At 37.3% G+C, this 17883-nt stretch carries 12 protein-coding genes and 2 pseudogenes; 9 read left to right on the top strand and 5 right to left on the bottom strand.

Annotated features, from left to right (window positions below; all coding sequences use genetic code 11):
• Position 1 precedes the first annotated feature (1 nt).
• Positions 2 to 1417 carry a sodium:solute symporter family protein gene (locus ACFQRG_RS20745; RefSeq protein WP_380969792.1) on the top strand — a complete coding sequence of 472 codons (1416 nt, stop codon included), beginning with the start codon at positions 2 to 4 and terminating at the stop codon, positions 1415 to 1417.
• 139 nt (positions 1418 to 1556) lie between these two features.
• Positions 1557 to 2681 (top strand): N-methyl-L-tryptophan oxidase, encoded by a 1125-nt coding sequence (gene solA / locus ACFQRG_RS20740; protein ID WP_380969790.1) that lies wholly within the window; start codon positions 1557 to 1559, stop codon positions 2679 to 2681.
• A 155-nt stretch (positions 2682 to 2836) separates the two neighbouring features.
• Here the strand turns inward: solA and ACFQRG_RS20735 are convergent, their stop codons facing one another.
• A complete protein-coding gene (locus ACFQRG_RS20735; RefSeq protein WP_380969788.1) occupies positions 2837 to 3424 on the bottom strand; it encodes a YdeI/OmpD-associated family protein in 588 nt (195 codons plus the stop codon).
• Between the two features lie 512 nt (positions 3425 to 3936).
• Positions 3937 to 4689: a class I SAM-dependent methyltransferase gene (locus tag ACFQRG_RS20730; RefSeq protein ID WP_380969785.1), complete on the bottom strand. Its 753-nt coding sequence runs from the start codon at positions 4687 to 4689 to the stop codon at positions 3937 to 3939.
• 629 nt (positions 4690 to 5318) lie between these two features.
• Between ACFQRG_RS20730 and ACFQRG_RS20725 the strand changes: the two genes are divergently transcribed.
• Entirely contained in the window at positions 5319 to 5828 is a 510-nt protein-coding gene (locus ACFQRG_RS20725) for a DoxX family protein (protein ID WP_380969783.1), read from the top strand.
• 375 nt (positions 5829 to 6203) lie between these two features.
• Here ACFQRG_RS20725 and ACFQRG_RS20720 read toward each other — a convergent pair whose 3' ends face one another.
• Positions 6204 to 7019, bottom strand: a complete 816-nt coding sequence (locus ACFQRG_RS20720) for a glycerophosphodiester phosphodiesterase (protein ID WP_380969780.1) — start codon at positions 7017 to 7019, stop codon at positions 6204 to 6206.
• Positions 7020 to 7404: 385 nt separating this feature from the next.
• Here ACFQRG_RS20720 and ACFQRG_RS20715 point away from each other — a divergent pair, with 385 nt between their 5' ends.
• Entirely contained in the window at positions 7405 to 8208 is an 804-nt protein-coding gene (locus ACFQRG_RS20715) for a sugar phosphate isomerase/epimerase family protein (protein ID WP_380969778.1), read from the top strand.
• A gap of 113 nt (positions 8209 to 8321) precedes the next feature.
• Complete coding sequence (locus ACFQRG_RS20710) at positions 8322 to 9698, top strand: MFS transporter (protein ID WP_380969776.1); 1377 nt, start codon at positions 8322 to 8324, stop codon at positions 9696 to 9698.
• 249 nt (positions 9699 to 9947) lie between these two features.
• On the opposite strand, the gene ACFQRG_RS20705 is transcribed toward ACFQRG_RS20710, so the two are convergent.
• A complete protein-coding gene (locus ACFQRG_RS20705) occupies positions 9948 to 11018 on the bottom strand; it encodes a PrsW family glutamic-type intramembrane protease (RefSeq protein ID WP_380969774.1) in 1071 nt (356 codons plus the stop codon).
• Positions 11019 to 11496: 478 nt separating this feature from the next.
• On the opposite strand from ACFQRG_RS20705, the gene ACFQRG_RS20700 reads away from it, so the two are divergent.
• The 4 genes and pseudogenes from ACFQRG_RS20700 (at position 11497) to ACFQRG_RS20685 (ending at position 16891) form a co-directional block, all read left to right on the top strand.
• Positions 11497 to 13641 (top strand): glycosyltransferase family 39 protein, encoded by a 2145-nt coding sequence (locus ACFQRG_RS20700; protein ID WP_380969771.1) that lies wholly within the window; start codon positions 11497 to 11499, stop codon positions 13639 to 13641.
• Between the two features lie 62 nt (positions 13642 to 13703).
• A pseudogene (locus ACFQRG_RS20695) lies at positions 13704 to 14672 on the top strand (glycosyltransferase family 2 protein).
• 310 nt (positions 14673 to 14982) lie between these two features.
• On the top strand, positions 14983 to 15660 hold the full coding sequence (locus ACFQRG_RS20690; RefSeq protein WP_380969768.1) for a response regulator transcription factor: 678 nt from the start codon (positions 14983 to 14985) through the stop codon (positions 15658 to 15660).
• 3 nt (positions 15661 to 15663) lie between these two features.
• Positions 15664 to 16891, top strand: a pseudogene (locus ACFQRG_RS20685) (sensor histidine kinase).
• 41 nt (positions 16892 to 16932) lie between these two features.
• Here the strand turns inward: ACFQRG_RS20685 and ACFQRG_RS20680 are convergent.
• The gene (locus ACFQRG_RS20680; protein ID WP_380969765.1) at positions 16933 to 17877 is read right to left on the bottom strand and encodes a siderophore ABC transporter substrate-binding protein; all 945 of its coding nucleotides are present in this window, start codon (positions 17875 to 17877) and stop codon (positions 16933 to 16935) included.
• Positions 17878 to 17883: the final 6 nt, after the last annotated feature.

The following is a 17883-nucleotide window of genomic DNA, read 5'->3' as shown; positions in this document are numbered from 1 at the left end:
CATGAATCCTACTTTCGTTATCATTATTAGTACACTTGTCTTATTGGCAGTCGTAGGTATCTTTTCATTTATCATTGGAAGGCTTCAGAGGGATAGTGATAATTGGATGGTCGGCGGGAGATCGCTGCCTGTTTATGTCGTTGCGGGTACGCAGTTTGCTACTGGTATGGGCGGAGGTGTTCTTGTCGCTCATGTCGGTATAGGCTACACGTCGGGATGGTCTGCATTAACGTATGATTTAATCTATGCGATCGGCGTTGTAATTTTTATTATTTTAGCCAAATGGCTCAAAGAGCAAAACTTTACGACGATGCCAGAAATTATTAAAAAAATTTACGGCGACAATAAAGTGATGATGAGTATTGTGACTTTAATGTCTATTATTGTTCCTTTTGGATGGTTATGTACCAATTTGGTTGCCTTTGGCAATATGTTTTCGAGTATCACAGGGTTATCTTTTCCGCTGCTTGTTATCGTTTTTGCGATTATAAGTTTGATATTTGTTCTGCCAGGCGGCCTGACATCAGTTGCTTGGACTGACTTCATTTTCGGATGTATGATGGTTGTCATGTCTGTCGTTTCTATGATTTATGCATTAAATATGTCCGGAGGATGGGGACATATTACCCAGACGGTTTCTCATCACATGACCAATTTCCCTAAAGGCATGAGTGCCGTTGGATCAACGACAATCTTATTTTGGATTCTAGCTATTTTACCGGGGGCTTTGACGAATCAGATGTCTTACCAAAGGATCTATGCTGCTAAGAGTGTGGGAGTTGCCAAACAGGGATTTATCATCGCGGCTATCGTTGGGTTATTAAGCGGCGCATGGGCGGCTTTTATGGGCATTGCTATTCATTCAATGAATCCTCATCTTAAAGATTCCGAAATGGCTTCGGGTTGGTTTTTAACACAAATTCCGACATGGTTTCTTGCTTTGTACTCCGCATTTATTATTGCAACAATTATGTCAACAGTCAGCAGTGCCCTTCAATCTGTTGTTGTCAATATTACAAAAGATATCTATCAATCTTATATTAATGCTGACGTCAATGATAGAAAATTATTAAGCTTATCGAGAATCACGACAGTCATTATTCTTATTTTATCAGTTATTTTAGCATTAACTTATCCAAAAGCTTTAGGATGGCTGGTAGCAACTTATGCCTATTCTGCCGTCAGTTTACTCGTTCCTATTTTTGCCGGCTTTTTTCTTAAAAACACTCAATTTTTAACCTGCCAAGGCGCTATAGGAAGCATGGTTATTGGTATATTAAGTGCTGCTGCAGCGCAAATAATTGGCACTCATATTCCTTATGTTGCTTATGGCCTTATTGGTTCTTTTATTGGACTATTTGTTGTTAGTTTTTTAACTAAAAGCAAGAGTAAATCTGATACAGTAGCCCGAATGTAAAAAATTATCGGCTGATTATTTCAGAATATACTGGAAATTTGTGATATCAAGAACTCAAACCTTTTAATAAAACAATACTTGGCTCTTAACGTTTTAAATAGATTATCAAATGCTTATTAATAAGGAAGGGGTACTTTTAATGGATGCGGATGTAGGTGTGATTGGTGTAGGAACGATGGGAAGTATGGCAATGTGGCAGCTTGCGGAAAGGGGTGTTTCCGTAATAGGGTTTGAACAATTTGGAACCGGACACGATCGTTCAGCAGTAGGTGGAGGCTCACGTATTTTTCGAACTGCTTACCTTGAAGGGTCGGAATACGTTCCGTTATTAAAAGATGCCCGCCGGTTTTGGCAACAACTGGAGGCGGAAACTGGCAACCGCCTTTTAACGCTTAACGGCGGTCTAATGATTGGACATCCAGAATCAAAGCCTATACGAAACGTGATGGAAAGTATTGAAACTTATGATTTGGATTATGAAGTGCTAAAAGGCAAAGAGGCCGCAGTACGGTACCCGCAACATCGGTTGTTGCCTGAAGAGGTCATGGTATTAGATAAGCAGGCCGGTTTTCTTAGACCGGAAAAGGCAGTTGTTTCAGCCGTACAACTTGCTGAAGCATTGGGAGCAAAAATCCACCGCTATACAAAAGTTAAGGAAATTCTTCCAGATAACGAAGGTGTTACGATTAAAACAAAAGATAATGACTACCGGGTAGGAAAAGTGTTGCTAACAGCAGGACCGTGGGCAGGCAAGCTTTTTCCTAATTTAAAAAATAAACTCAGTGTCCGTCGTTTAATCATGACTTGGTTTGCCGCCAAAGATATTACGCTATTTGAGGAAAAACATTTCCCTGTTTTTGCACGAATGACTCAAGGTGAAAAAATAACAGGTGCACCTGCGATTGATGGCAGTATGGTTAGAATTTCAAACAATACGGCACTGGCTGAGATCAAAAATCCAGATGATCTTAACCGCAATATTCCTATTGAAGATCTTGCACCTGTCAGTCAAGCTGTTCAAAACTTTTTCCCGGATCTCATTCCATATCCAGTAAGAGCTAATGCATTTATGGACACCTTTACGCCTGATCAGCACCCGATTGTTGGCAAAGCACCTGGGGTAAAAAATGTTGTTATCCAGTGCGGTTTTTCCGGTCATGGATTTAAAATGGCTCCAGTGATGGGGAAAATTGCTTCGGATTTAATATTAGAGGGGGACACTGAACATAATATTAAACATCTTGACCCAAGCAGATATTTGTAAAATTATATTAATTATCGTTTCAAGCCGATTCTCTCCTGCTTTATGTTTGTAAAAGGAAACCTAAAAATTATAATGGAGATAAATCGGCTTTTTTATATTATCTTTCGATTCAACCCAAAAAGTTTTTTATTTAAGTTATTTTCTCATTTAAAATACTAATCATTTAATCCCTTTCCATTGAGAATTTGCTGCATATATTTTTCAACCCTTGACTCTCGAGTTTTGGATTGTTTGGGTTTAGAAAAATAAAGAATATATGCTCTTTGACGACCCGGCGTTAATGCTTCAAAAGCAGTTTTCAAGGCAGGGTTTTCATCGAATTTATTTTGAAGTTCTCCAGGAATTTTAAATTCTGTATTCCTTTTTACTTCCAAACCGGCTTTTTCAACTTCAATGGCTTCATAAATATAAGCTTTCAAGATGGTTTCCATTTCAATTATTTCTTGAACATTGGTGAACCGAATCTGGCGAGCCGCCTGTACATTCTCAGTTTGTTGGATTAGAATCCCATGGGTATCCTTTAACAAGGCACCTTTGTGAAACAGAAGCGCACAATATTCTTTAAATCCATGTATTAAAACGATGTTTTTTTTCTCAAATGTATAACAAGGATGCATCCACTTAAATTCTTCAGTCAACCCACAGTCAAGAATGATATTTCGTAACTTCTCATATTCTTCCTTCCACTTTTTAGATTTACTTAAAAATTCATCAACCTTAGGATTCAATCTGCTGTTTGTCATCAAGGAACACCTCTCTTCAATTTTTCGATCAGCTGACAGTTAAGAATGGCATTCTCAATTTCTCCAATTCTTTATGTCACTTTTTGGCTTAACTTGAATATTCAACAACTTTAAGTTTAAGTATACCACTTCGTAATATCAATAAAGTAAACTCTATTGATACAGACATAGAATCGTACAAAATAAGGATTTTTAATGTCTCATACGACTTGTCTTAAAACTATTGCCGTTGATTAATTCATATACCTTTACTTGTTATTTTTCTTACCGCTGCTAATCCGCATTTTCCTGTCTGTACCCTATAATAACCTATATATTTTTCTGATAAACATGGACGTATTTTTGTATAAAATGTTATGATGTCATTACAGAGCAATTAACAGAATTTACTGTATACTCTGCCAGGAATCTATGATAAAAAAATGATGCTCTAAGCAATAGCCTATCCTTAATTGAAAAAGAAAAGGGTGCTCCTGCTTTTTTGCAGGAACACTCTGCTTAAACAACTAAATTTATTTATTTGAGGCACTATTTTTCTTTTCCGTCGAGATCATTAAAAACATTGGTCTTCGGATCTCATCTTTCATTTCAGGTATACTTTTCAACATTTCTTCAGAAGGAACTGATTCCTTAACGGCCCGTATAATAAAACCAGTGTCAATTAAGTCATTTAGATATGTTGAAATCGTACGATGGTATTTTGTAACATTCTCATTTAAGAATGCTGTTTCACGAACGCCTTCTATTTGATAGTTGTCAAACGGCCAATGCAGGCGATTTCCTTGCTCATCATAATACCAATCTTGCTTATTCCGGGAAGTGAAAATTGGATGTTCAACCGAGAAAACAAAGCTTCCTCCAGGCTTTAGACAATCATAAACTTTTTCACAGATTGATTTAAACGATTTAATATAATGAAAAGCCAACGAACTGATGACCACATCAAACTGAGAGTCCGAAAAATCGATGTCTTCAATAGGCGCTTTTATATATGAAATTAAAGGATCATTTGTCATTTCAAGAGCTCTTTGAATCATTTTTTCAGATATATCTACACCTGTTACAGAGCTTGCTTCCCGCTCACGGGCATATCGGCAGTGCCAGCCAAATCCGCAGCCTAAATCAAGTACGTTTTTATCTTTCAGATCTGGTATCAGTTCTTTTAAAATATGCCATTCCCCAGCACCTTCAAGTCCTTTAACTGATCGCGGCATTTGTTCATACGCTGAAAAGAAATTTGGATCATCATATTTATTTTGTTTCATTATTATACATCTCCTGTTATTAAGATAGCCCCCCAAAAATTAAATCCCATTGATTTTAGGGGGCTAAAACGTCTCCTTCTGACCATTTCTTTCACCTCATTATTCTTTCTTTAATCTATTTTTATAATAACACGTCGTACAAAGGATATTATTATCATTCCTTGATTCCAAAAAAGGAGAAGCTGTTTCCTGTTTCTATAAAAAATGCTATCAGCAGGTAAAATAACAAATCTTTCTTTACCCTTAACGCATTGAATAACTAACTAAACTTTCTAGTCATTGGTCTGTTATTTGATTATAAGGTAAACTAAGTCTGATATATTTTAATAATAAAAGGGACGATTAATTTTGAAAAAACCGCGGATAGGCATGATTGGGTTAGGAAATATAGCTCAAAAAGCATACTTGCAAAAAGTTACCTAGATACTTATTATAGGTAGCTTTTTCTATATATTAGGAGACCAGTTTTTTTTATAAAAAAATTCGAAAAAGAGGTGTTGACGATTATCTAAAAATTATTTAATATGAAATCGATAATCATTATCAATTAAAGGGCCCTTCATAAACAAGCAACAAAAACGATAAAAGAAAGAAGAAAAACTAACTAAGTTTTTATTAGGAGGTATTCTATGGCTAATTTAATAAGAAAAAATGTTTATTTTTCTTTCATATTAACTATTCTGCGTCTTTACCTTGGCTTGCAATGGATCCAAGCTGGATGGGGAAAGATGACTGGGAATTTTGATGCTTCAGGTTTCTTAATCAGTGCTGTTAAACAATCAACGGGTGAACATCCATCTGTTCAAACATGGTGGGCCGACTTTTTAAAATGCCTTGTTGTTCCTAACATAGATCTGTTCAATTTATTAGTCCCTTGGGGAGAATTCTTAGTGGGAATTGGACTTATTTTAGGGACCTTCACAACCTTTTCCGCCTTGATGGGATTTGTTATGAACTTTTCTTATATGTTTTCTGGAGCGACAAGTACAAATCCTCAAATGGTGCTTATTGAAATAGTCATCATGATTGCTGGGTTTAATTCAGGGAAAATTGGCTTGGATCGCTGGATTATTCCTTTAATAAAAAAGAAAGTTTTATTATTAAAAAGGCAAAAAACATTTGATATTGATGCTGCATAAAAATTACATTCAATTGTGATTAAGATAATATGTTATTCTCAGAGTTGATCAAGTAGGTATACTTCCCTGAATAACTGTTGGCAAAGGTGCATCAAGCGGCCGATACCTACTATATTCCTTTTTATAAATCTGATTTTACTATTAGCTTTTGAAACCATTTATGATATTTATGCTGTAAAAAAATAAATCGTATTAAAGTTACAATTAAAAAGGGTAAAAAGCAAAAAAATGACCGAACAGCTCTTGCCAAGGGTTGTTCGGTCATTTTTTACGTTAATAAAGTTGTAGTTTATAAAGGTTCTTTATTTATCTTTAATATCTCCTGCCTTCTATTAACCAAACTGCAAGAGTGTATCTTAAAATAAACAATCTATTTTAAATACCCTTAATGAGATTACGGAGTACATCCGGGTAATTAGTAAACATACCCGTTACCCCCCAATCCAGCAACTTTTTCATATCATCTTTGTCATTTACTGTATATGGATGAATGAGAAGGCCGTTATTTCTTACTTTTTGTACATAGCCGCGATTGATAGCTTGATAATTTGGGCCAACGCCAACAGCGTATTTTTTTATATTATTGATTTCATTCTGGGAAATTTCCGCATTTTGAGAATACGAGAGCAGCTGGATAAGCGGAATATTAGCATCCATGGAGTGGATTTTCAAAAGGCTATCTTTGCTGAAGGATTGGATAATCACTTTTCCCGACTGACTGTTAGGCCCAATAAGCTTATATTTATTAAGTATATTAAGCAGTTTTTCTTCCATGCCTGGATAAACGTCCGGTGATTTTGTTTCTATATAATAATTTGCGCTCCGACCGAATGTTTGAATAATTTCTCCAAGTGTTGGAACCTTTAGACCAACATAGTTAGGATTTGCTTTTTCAGGATATTTTTTATTGAACCATGTACCAGCATCTAATTTCTTAATATCGTCAAGCGTATAATCTTTGACCAAGCCGCTGCCATTAGTTGTTCGATCTAAAGTTTCATCATGCATGGCAACCAGTCTGCCGTCCTTGGTCATCTGCAGATCGATTTCAATATAGTCGCCTTTTAGTTTCTTGGCTAGTTTGTAGGATGCTATTGTATGTTCAGGAGCATATCCCGATGCACCGCGGTGGGATATGTCTAAAATTTGATTTGGCATACGTTTGATGATTAAATACTGTAACAATACCAAGAACCGTAACAGATGCAGCAATGAGAGTTGTTTTCGTTAACTTTTTTAACATGCATTTTTCCTCCAATTCATCATTTATAGAAATAAATATTTAATTGGAAAGATTAATAGATTGAAGTTCAAAAAATATTTCCAACAAGTTGGTTACTGTCATACTAGCACGGGGATTCCTTGCTTTGAATGGGATTTACAGAATCCTTACAATTTATTTAAATTAGGTAAAACTTATTTTAACAATGGCAATCTATTATAGATAAAGAGATGATTAAAACAATTGAGAGTAAAGAGAGGGGAAGGTGGGTTTGTTAAGTGAAATAACGACATCGAAAGGAAGTATTTCTAATTATAAATCTATGTTAATAAACTCATAACAAGGGGTGAAAAAATGAACAAAGACATTTGTTATTCTGATTTAATTTTATTAACGAATAATGTTGAAAAAAATATCAACCAGCTTGTTAACTATGGCGCAGATAAAGTTGAATTGCTTATGGATGGTTTGGAATGGGATGAAATGGACAAACAAATTGAAAAAATGAAAAAGGCAGTAAAGCATTATAAAGTAAAATTTACGGTTCATCCTCCTGCTTGGGATACAAATTTGACTAGTGAGAATAAAGCAATCCGCGAAACTTCTTTTGAAGAATATAAAAAGTCAATCCTATTTGCCCATGAGATTGAAGCCGAACATGTCGTCATTCATCCAGGATTTTGCTTTTCACCGATCTTTGATAAAGCCATAGCTCGTAAAAGGGCAGAAGAATATATCGGGCGTTTATGTCAAATTTCCAAACCTCTTGGTGTAAAATTAGCAGTTGAAAATGTTGGATATAATGGAACATCAATTTTTACCGAAGATCAATTTGTGAAATTCCTAAATACTTTGGATAACTATGCAGGTTATTTAATTGATACTGGGCATGCGCATGTAAACCAATGGAATATCCCAAGAATGATCCGTTATACAAACTCACGGTTATTGGGACTGCACATTCATGATAATTCGGGGGCAAGCGATGAACATTTACCAATCGGCGAGGGAACAGTGGATTGGACACCGATTTTTGATGAATTAAGGAAAACCAACCAAAGTTGTCAATTGATACTGGAATATGCTCCTGGTACCGAGCTTGAAAAATTAAGAATTGGAAAACAATTGGTTTTGGAAAAAGCTCTGATTGTTCATTGATAGTTCTTTGTTTAATACTAGATGTTACCATTTATCTCTGAAATCAACTTTAAATTATATCATTTTCTTAAATTCATGTGATTAAAAAACATCAATGAAAGGAAGGAGAATAAATGGGGGTCGAACAACTAGATTCATTAAAGCTTAAAGCTTTTCAAAGGCGAGTCACTTTATTATCGGCGGCAGGTACATTTCTTGATGGGTTTGATTTGACCGTGATTGCTGTTGCCATGCCGCTCATTTTAAGTCAATGGGATGTGGGGCCCGGCCTCCAAGGATTAATGACTTCTTCTGCTGTTATCGGATCATTAATTGGTGCACTTTGTTTAGGGAATTTGACAGATAAATTTGGACGGAAAGCCATGTATATTATCGATTTACTCGCCTTTGTCGTGTTTGCCGCTTTAACTGCTTTCTCTCAAACAGCTTGGCAGCTAATACTCTTTCGCTTTTTATTAGGGATTGGGATTGGCGCTGATTACCCTATTTCTGCGACGCTTGTTTCCGAATTTAGTTCATCAAAAAGCCGTGGCATGCACAGTACTTTTTTAGGTGCCATGTGGTTTGTTGGAGCTGTTTTTGCTTATCTTGTCGGAATATTACTCATACCTTTTGGCCCCAATGCATGGCGATACATGCTTTTGGCAGGAGCAATTTTTGCATTAGTTGTTTTCTTTTTCAGAGTGACGCTTCCGGAATCACCGAGATGGCTCGCAGCGAGAGGTCGAGAGAAGGAAGCGGAAGATATCATGAAAAAAGTCACGGGGAAAACAGTTGTCATAAAAAGTAATCATCATCAAAGACAAAAAGTAAAAGATATATTTTCCAAAAAGCTTTTTCGCCGCACTTTTTTTGTCTGCGGGTTCTGGTTTTGTTATGCGGTCGCTTATTATGGTATTTCGATGTATACCCCAACGATTTTAAAACCTTTTACTCATGGATCTCAAATGATGGCTTACATTGGATCCGGAACGATTAGTGTACTTGGTCTGTTAGGAGCAATTATAGGATTAAATCTTGTTGAAAGGATTGGACGCAGACCGCTGATTATCACATCATTTTCTGGACTTTCACTAGCTCTTATTGTCTTAGCCGTTAATCCAAGCCCGACAATGGCCTTTTTAATTATTCTATTTAGTTTGGCTGTTCTTTTTGCCAATATGGGCGGCGGCATACTAAACTTTGTTTATTCTACAGAATTATTCCCGACAAGTATACGAGCAAGTGCATCAGGGTTAGCAACATCTATCAGTAGAATAGGATCAATAATGGGGATATTAGTATTCCCTAATTTAATTGCAGTATGGGGAAATAGTCATGCGCTTTGGTTCTTTGCGATTATTAGTTTGATGGGATTGATAATATCGGTGATGTTAGCGCCGGAAACAAAAGGCCGTCATTTGGAGGAATTAAATAATGAGCGTATGTTGCAACGCCAGACTTCAAACCCTGATCGAACTATACTTGAAAAATACCGGGATGATATGTAAGCCTAGTACTGTGAAACAAATCTAATCTATAACATGCTTTTTTCACATGAAAATAATTGGAGGACGTTAGAAATATTTACCCTTGAGGCACCGCCATTTACGAGTCATTTCCTTACCTTATTAAATGACAAAAGCGGTAAAACATAAAGGAAGCAGCGGCTGAATTTACTAATGCATCATTTAGCCGCTGCTGCTTTGCGTTTTTCGCTTTTCGGTAAAATCCATTAATCTAAGGGGCTTGTCTCTTTTTTATGTAACGGTAAGTCCCTTTTTCTTATCAGTGATTTCATTTAGTCCGATTCGAACCATTCGGAAAACAAAAATCCATGATATTATCATCAGAATGAGTTGTCCGAACGGATAAATACCGGGTATAGGTGAGTCCCAAAGAGCGTGCATCGCCACGACTAGAATAAATACAAAAACGAACTTTGGCTTCATCAACATGTTTAACCGAAATTTTGAGTCTCCTTGCACCCTGCACATTGCAGCTCCTGTTAAAGCTGCCCAGGCAACATGGCCTCCGGGAGAAAATATACTGCGCCATATGATTGTGTAATAAAGCATATGGAAGTTGCCGGAGAGGAGTGCCCGTAATTCATAACCAGCGGTTTCAAAAGCCCCGAAACCGGCCCCGACTGCAGCTCCAAGCAGCAGACCATTAAGAATATATTTATATTTAAGGTCACGAACAAATATAATAACCGCTACCACTTTAGCCAGTTCTTCAACGATTCCAATCGTGATGGGGTTGATGTTATTCCGAAGCAAATCATAAAAGACCAGCGCCACTAAAAGGGAGAGGATTCCCCCGATAAAGACCACATAGACAATTTTGTAAATAGCTATATTCTGGGGAGCGTTCATTTCCCAGAAAAAGATCAGCGTCGTAATTGGAACAGCAAAAGCACCAACGACAATAAGACCCGGTATAAAGTTTATATTTCCAAACAAGCTTACACCCAGGTATAATCCCAAATATGTGAAGAGCGCAATAAGGAACACCCTCGCAAAAAGCCAAGGTTTTGGCCATGTCGCCTCTACTTCTTCGATTGTTGGCGTAGTTAGCGAAGTGCCTACAATAAAAAGTCGTTCAGCCTCGACCTCTTTATGTTTTCGAAACACTCGCGAAAAGATATTTCGAAATTTAGGTTTGACAGACCGTTGGCTGCTCGGAATCTCGTCAACAATCTGTGCAAATTCATAAAAAAAGTTGTTTGGGTCCTGCTCTTGAGTGTTACGACTAAGCAACTTATGACCGCAGCTCAGGCAGAGCCTCAGCCCTTCCGGATTAGAATAGTCACAATGCGGGCATTTCATTTATCTTCACCCCTTCGTATACGTAAATATAACAAACCAAATGACTGTTAGTTGGTTTCAACCATTCCTTGATAATATGTGTAAAATAAAGGTGAAATACGCAAAAAAACCTAAGGCATGAAATTCTGTGCCCATTTGAATGCCTAATTCTATTGATAGTAAAAAGGCACAGCGAAAAATGGAAAAAGGATTATCAATCATGATTTTTAAACGAAATAGTAAACTCTTGAACGATTAAATTTAATTACCTCTACTGACTTTTTATAACATAAACCGAATTAACGGATTATCGCTTTTTTATGGATAGTATCCGTTTTTTTTAATACTCCCATTTTTGTATTAACCCATTTTCCTTCAGATACTTCTTTATAAATACTCCTTTAAAAATGCGTTAAGAAAAATTTAAGAAAACTTTTTTATAATTAAAAGCAAGCCATTAGAAAAAAAACTTCTTATTGAAAAGGAGTAAATGCGACATATGAAAATGAAAGTTAAAGGAAGGATCGACTTTTTATTAGCGGGTATTATTTTGCTATCTATTTTTCTTAACTTTTATCTTTTAAAGGATGCCGGATCAAATACTTACTATACGGTAGCGGTCAAAAGCATGTTAACGAGTTTTCATAACTTTTTCTATGCATCATTTGATCCGGCCGGATTTATTACGGTAGATAAGCCGCCTGTTGCGTTATGGATTCAAACGCTTAGTGCTTCTCTCTTTGGGTTGAGCAATTTTAGTGTTCTTTTACCGGAAGCGTTGGCAGGGGTGATATCCGTATGGCTCATGTATGTGATTGTCAAACATAAATTTGGGCGAAAAGCCGCTTTATTATCGGCATTATCATTAGCCTGTACACCGATCTTTGTAGCAGTTGTCCGGACAAATAATGTAGACAGTATTCTTATTGTGACGCTCTTATTTGCAGCTTGGGCCTTAATGAAATCAATAGAAAAGCAAAAATTGAGCTTGTTATTGTTAAGTTTTATTTTAGTAGGCATTGGATTCAATGTTAAAATGCTGGAAGCCTACATGGTATTACCCGCATTTTACCTTTTTTACTTTATCGCGGCAAAAGCAAAATGGACAAAAAGAATTGGCCAGTTAATCTTAGCAACTGTCGTATTGGCTGCCGTTTCCCTTTCATGGGCGACGACTGTTGACATGGTACCGAAAGATCAGCGCCCTTATATTGGAAGCAGTCAGACAAACTCTGTTCTGGAGCTCGCTTTAGGTTATAACGGCATCTCCCGTTTAACAGGTGACAAGCCGGGCCATGGCAAAGGCGGGGGACAAGGGATGCCTTGGAACACTAAACAAAGACAGGGAATGGAAAGCCAGTTTGGCAGTAAAAATAAAAACGCCCCTCAAAACATGCACAATATGAATGCTGACCAAATGCAGAAAATGCAGAAACAAGCGGGAAGCAAAAACCCATTCCAAATAAGCCAAAAAGGCGATAAACAAGCAATACTGAGACATGGGGGAATGGGAGGAGGAATGTTTGGAACAGGCACCCCGGGTGTCACCCGGCTTTTTTCTAAGGCATTATCCGGGCAAATTAGTTGGTTATTACCATTTGTCCTCTTTGCGGTTATTGGCTTAGTTGTATCACTAAGAAAAACCAAAGAGTTTACGATGCAGCATAAGTTTGCAACATTTTGGCTGGCGTGGCTTATCCCTATGATGATCTTTTTCAGTATTGCAGGCTTCTTCCATCAATATTACTTAAGTATTATGGGGCCTGCGATTGCGGGATTAGTTGGAATTGGCTGGACAGTCTTATGGGATTTCTATAAGAAGAAACAAGGGTGGGCAAATTGGCTGCTGCCTGTGTCTATCCTGGCTACGGCATTATTTGAAACATTAATCTTATTACAAAATAAAGAAGCTGTATCCAAGACATGGATAGCTGCTGCTGTGATTGTCGGCGTTGTCTTATTTACTTTATTGATTTTCTTCCGCAATAAAGTAAAAACGGCTTACTGCTTTTCGATAGCAGGGGTTATTGCTTTGCTTATTCTTCCATTCTATTGGGGATTTTCGACAGTTTTGCATGGAGGAAATAGTACGATGCCGGTTGCCGGACCTGTAAGTCAATCATCGTGGCCAATGATGGGGGGGAAAACTATTGATAGACAACTAGATAGTATGCAAATTAAGGGTCATGGTGCAGAAGCAGACCATATACAACAAAGTCAATGGCAGAACGGCAGAAACCGCGGCATGATGGGGGATGAGGTCGATCCAAAACTTCTCAGTTACTTAGAAAAACATTATCATGGGGAAAAATTTATGCTAGCTGTTGAAAGAGCAACGACCGCTGAACCATATATGTTGAAAACTGATCATGCTGTTATGGCTATGGGGGGATTTATGGGAAATGATCCAGTCTTGACCCCCGAGAAACTTGAAAAGATAGTCAAAGCGGGTGAAGTGAAATACTTCCTTATTTCATCAGGTATGGGTATGGAAGGCAATCAGAAAATCACTGAATGGATTGAAAAAAATTGTGAAGCGGTGCCGGCAAGCAAGTGGCAATCTACAAATAAAGCAAACAATAAAAACGACAATCAGCCATTTTCACGAGGACAAAACATCACACTTTACGTGTATAAAGGGTAAATAAGGGGAGGGCAGGAGTTTCTCCTCTTTACCATCCTTTATAAAGAAAAGGAGGACTAAATATGTTCACTCAAGTAAAGTACTCCATAGTCATTCCCGTGTACAACGAGGAAGAGGTCATTCATGAAACTTATAGACGGTTGAAAAAGGTGATGGATTCAACAGGAGAGGAATACGAACTGCTTTTTGTCAATGATGGAAGCTATGATCGAACGGCTGCTATTTTAAAAGAATATACGGAGAAGGATTATTCCGCGAAATTAATTGATTTTTCCAGAAACTTCGGTCATCAAATCGCTATTACTGCCGGCATGGATTATGCTAAAGGTGACGCGATTGTTGTGATTGATGCTGATTTACAAGACCCGCCGGAGCTCATTTTAAAGATGATTGAAAAGTGGGAGGAAGGGTATGACGTCGTTTATGCTAAAAGGACACAGAGAAAGGGGGAGACATTTTTTAAAAAACAAACAGCCGCTGTCTTTTACCGTATTTTAAGAGCCTCAACAAATATTGATATTCCCCTTGATACAGGCGATTTCCGTTTAATAGACCGCAGGGTGTGCGAAGAAATGAAAAGAATTCCTGAAAAAAACCGATTTGTCCGCGGATTGGTCAGTTAGGTGGGGTTCCGGCAAACTGCAATTGAATACACCCGTCATGAACGATTGGCAGGCAAGACGAAGTACCCTTTGAAAAAAATGCTTAAACTATCAATTGATGGGTTGGCTGCCTTCTCTTACAAACCATTAAAGCTTGCTTCATTTGCAGGAGGCCTCCTTTCTATTGCAGGTTTTATTTATATGTTTGTTGTACTCTATTTAAAGTTGTTTACGAATAATACTGTATCCGGATGGGCTTCAATGATTATTATTCAGTTATTTTTCAGCGGCATGGTCCTCATCATACTCGGCATTATCGGTGAGTATATTGGCAGGATTTACGATGAAACAAAAGACCGTCCTCTATATATTGTTCGTCAACTTTATGGCATAGAAACAAAACAAAGAAAAGTCTATGGGAGATTATAACGGATATGGTTATTTGGGGGATTTAGTAAAAAGAGAGAGTAAGAGGTAGATAAGTATTTGATATAGTAGAATAGAAAAAAAACCGGCTACATAGATAAAGATTTTGTTGCACTTAAATACCTAACAAAACATTGGGAGCTTAAAGGCTTCCTGTTTTACTTTTTTGCTTTTACAATATTTAAGTTGAATAATGGATGAAAGTATAAGAGCAACTAGGCAGTTGTCTGCGCCCTAAGGCTTGGCACCAGCCAAGTTTTCTTTACTCTAAAAATATGTAAATATTAATGAAAATAATGAAAGGATAAAAATAATGCGTATATTAATTGTAGAGGATAATGAAGATCTATTAGAGTCCATGCGTCAAATATTATGCGACGAATTTGAGATAGAATGTGCAACAAATGGTGAAGAAGGATTATTTTTAGGGCTGCAAAATATATATGATTTAATTTTGCTTGATGTGATGCTTCCGGAGTTAGACGGCTTTGAAATTCTCCGCCGGCTTCGTGCGGAACATATCATGTCTCCTGTACTTTTCGTTACAGCAAAAGACGGGTTAGAAGATCGTGTCAAGGGATTGGATATTGGGGGAGACGACTATTTAGTTAAACCTTTTCAGGCTCCGGAGTTGAAGGCGCGTATCCGGGCATTACTGAGAAGGGCTGGGAGTCTTACGATTGACCAAACGATACGTTATAGAGGAATTGAACTGTTTGGAAGAGAACAAGAGATTAAGATAGATCATGTTTCTATGAGACTGACGATTAAACAATATGAACTTTTAGAGTATCTTATTCAGAATAAGGACAAGATTTTAACTCGGGAACAAATCTATGATCGCGTTTGGGGATTCGAATCTGATACAACTGTGGCGATTGTAGAGGTTTATATTCATCACTTAAGAAAAAAACTGGAACCGTTTGGGTATCATAAGGACATTCAAACGGTGCGCGGGATAGGCTATATGTTGAAAGAGACTAAGGTGTAAAGCATGTTTCAAAAAACACGGCTAAAGCTAACAATTTTAAACTCTATTGTTTTGATTTTTATTATCAGTATCTTAGGCGGTGTCATTTATTACTATGTTCAGACCCGTCTGTATAAAGATGTCAACAAATCATTAAATCATACGCTTCAACATGTCGAAGAAACAGGAAGCATCCCGGAATTTAGCGGGCCTGACGGCAAACCTGCTGTGTTAATGTGGGATAAAAATAATAAAATAATATGGCATTCACCAGGACCGGATGCTGACTTTTTAATCCAGAACAGCTCTAAAGTTGTACCTCGTGAATTTAAAACGATGCAGGAAATAGAAGTCAATAACTTTTATTTTCAGATAATCTCAATGCGTACGAACGCTAACGGAGAACCGGTTAAAGTAGAATTCATCCGAAATATTACTCCAGAAAAATCGATGCTCCACATTCTCCTGATTATTATCATTGTTGGGTGTGTGATTGGAAGTGCACTCGCTATTATCGCAGGTTTCTTTTTAGCGGAGCGTGCGCTTATTCCTATTAAAAGGTCCTGGGATAAGCAGCAGCAATTTGTATCAGATGCCTCTCACGAATTACGGACGCCTTTGACCGTTATTCAATCAAGAATTGAATTATTAATTCAGAATCCTTCAACCCCTATTCAAGATAAGCTTTCTGATATATCTGTCGTGTTAAAGGAATGCCGGCGTTTATCAAAGCTCGTGGGAAGCTTATTAACACTAGCAAGATCTGATTCTAATGAAATTGAAATAGAGAAAAAAGAGTTTTCTTTAGATGGATTATTACAAAAAATAACTGAACACTATGCAGAAGTAGCTGTCTACCAAGGAAAAAGGATTTCATTTCTCCCTTCCTCGCCTATTTCTTTTGTGGGAGATAAAGATAGAATCCATCAGCTTATCGTTATTCTCCTTGATAACGCCATGAAGTATACAGAAGAATGGGAAGATTACACTTTCTTGCTTTGAAACAAAAAACTACGTCAGTATTGTTGTAGAAGATAATGGGGTTGGGATTAGTGAACAAGACTTGTCACGTATTTTTGATCGTTTTTATCAAGCCAATAAATCGAGGTCAAATACAGAAGGAATAGGTCTTGGGCTTTCAATTGCCCAATGGATATCAGAAAAACATAATGGGAAAATTAAAGTAGAAAGTAAGCTTGGGGAAGGGACCCGTTTTGACATTCAATTCTCAAAGCGCAAATTTATATCTTAGTGTTAGATAAATCCATAGGACCGGGCGCATTGCCCGGTTTCCTATTTAATACCATCTGCAACTTCCTTCACCATTTCCGGTACGGAAATGAGTCCGCCGCCTGATAAATACCAGTAATTCGGATTTAGGTAGACAATATGATGTTCTTTATAGGCTTTTGTCTTTTTAACAATCGCATTTTCAACCACTTGTTTTGCGGACGATTTTCCGCCGACAACGGCTCCTCTGTCAACAACGAAAAGGTAATCCGGATTTTTGTCCAGAATGTATTCGAAGGAAATACTTTGACCGTGTATCGATGCTTTAATGTTTTTATCCGCCGGTTTAACACCAAACACATCGTGAATCAAGCCAAATCGTGATCCTTCGCCATATGCGCTTGCTTTCCCGTCATTTGCGAGGATGATTAAACCTTTTTTATCTGATTTCGCTGCTTTGTCGTGTAATGCCTTAATTTGATCATCTATTTTGGTAAGCTGTTTGTCTACTTCGGATTTTTTATCGAAAATTTCCCCTAATGTTTCTGCATTATTTTTAAAGGACTTCATATAGTTCTTTGCATCTACCCCTAAATAAATCGTCGGCGCAATTTTTTTGAATTTATCATAAAGGTTTGCTTGTCTTCCTGAAATAATAATTAAATCAGGATGAATTTGGTCAACTTTTTCAAAGTCCGGTTCTTTTAAACCGCCAACATTCTCATATTTCGCATTTTTATATTTTGATAGATACGAAGGCAAGCCATCTTTTGGTGCTCCAGTGACGTTAACTCCTAATTTGTCCAAGGAGTCCAATGCTCCCATATCAAAAACAACAACCTTTTTAGGATTTTTCGGGACTTCCGTGGTACCTAATTCGTGCTTGATCGTAAGCTTTTCATCACTTAATTTCGCTTCATTGGTTGATGTATCTTTACTGTTTGACCCACAGGCTGCCAGTACAACGGCGAGCATTGCTGCTATCAATAGTGTAGCTAATTTTTTCATTGTCTC

This window comes from Scopulibacillus cellulosilyticus (assembly GCF_042665295.1).
GTDB classification, from domain to species: domain Bacteria; phylum Bacillota; class Bacilli; order Bacillales; family Sporolactobacillaceae; genus Scopulibacillus_A; species Scopulibacillus_A cellulosilyticus.
The sequence above is the reverse complement of the archived record's forward strand: the minus strand, read 5'-3'. Positions and strand labels throughout refer to the sequence as shown.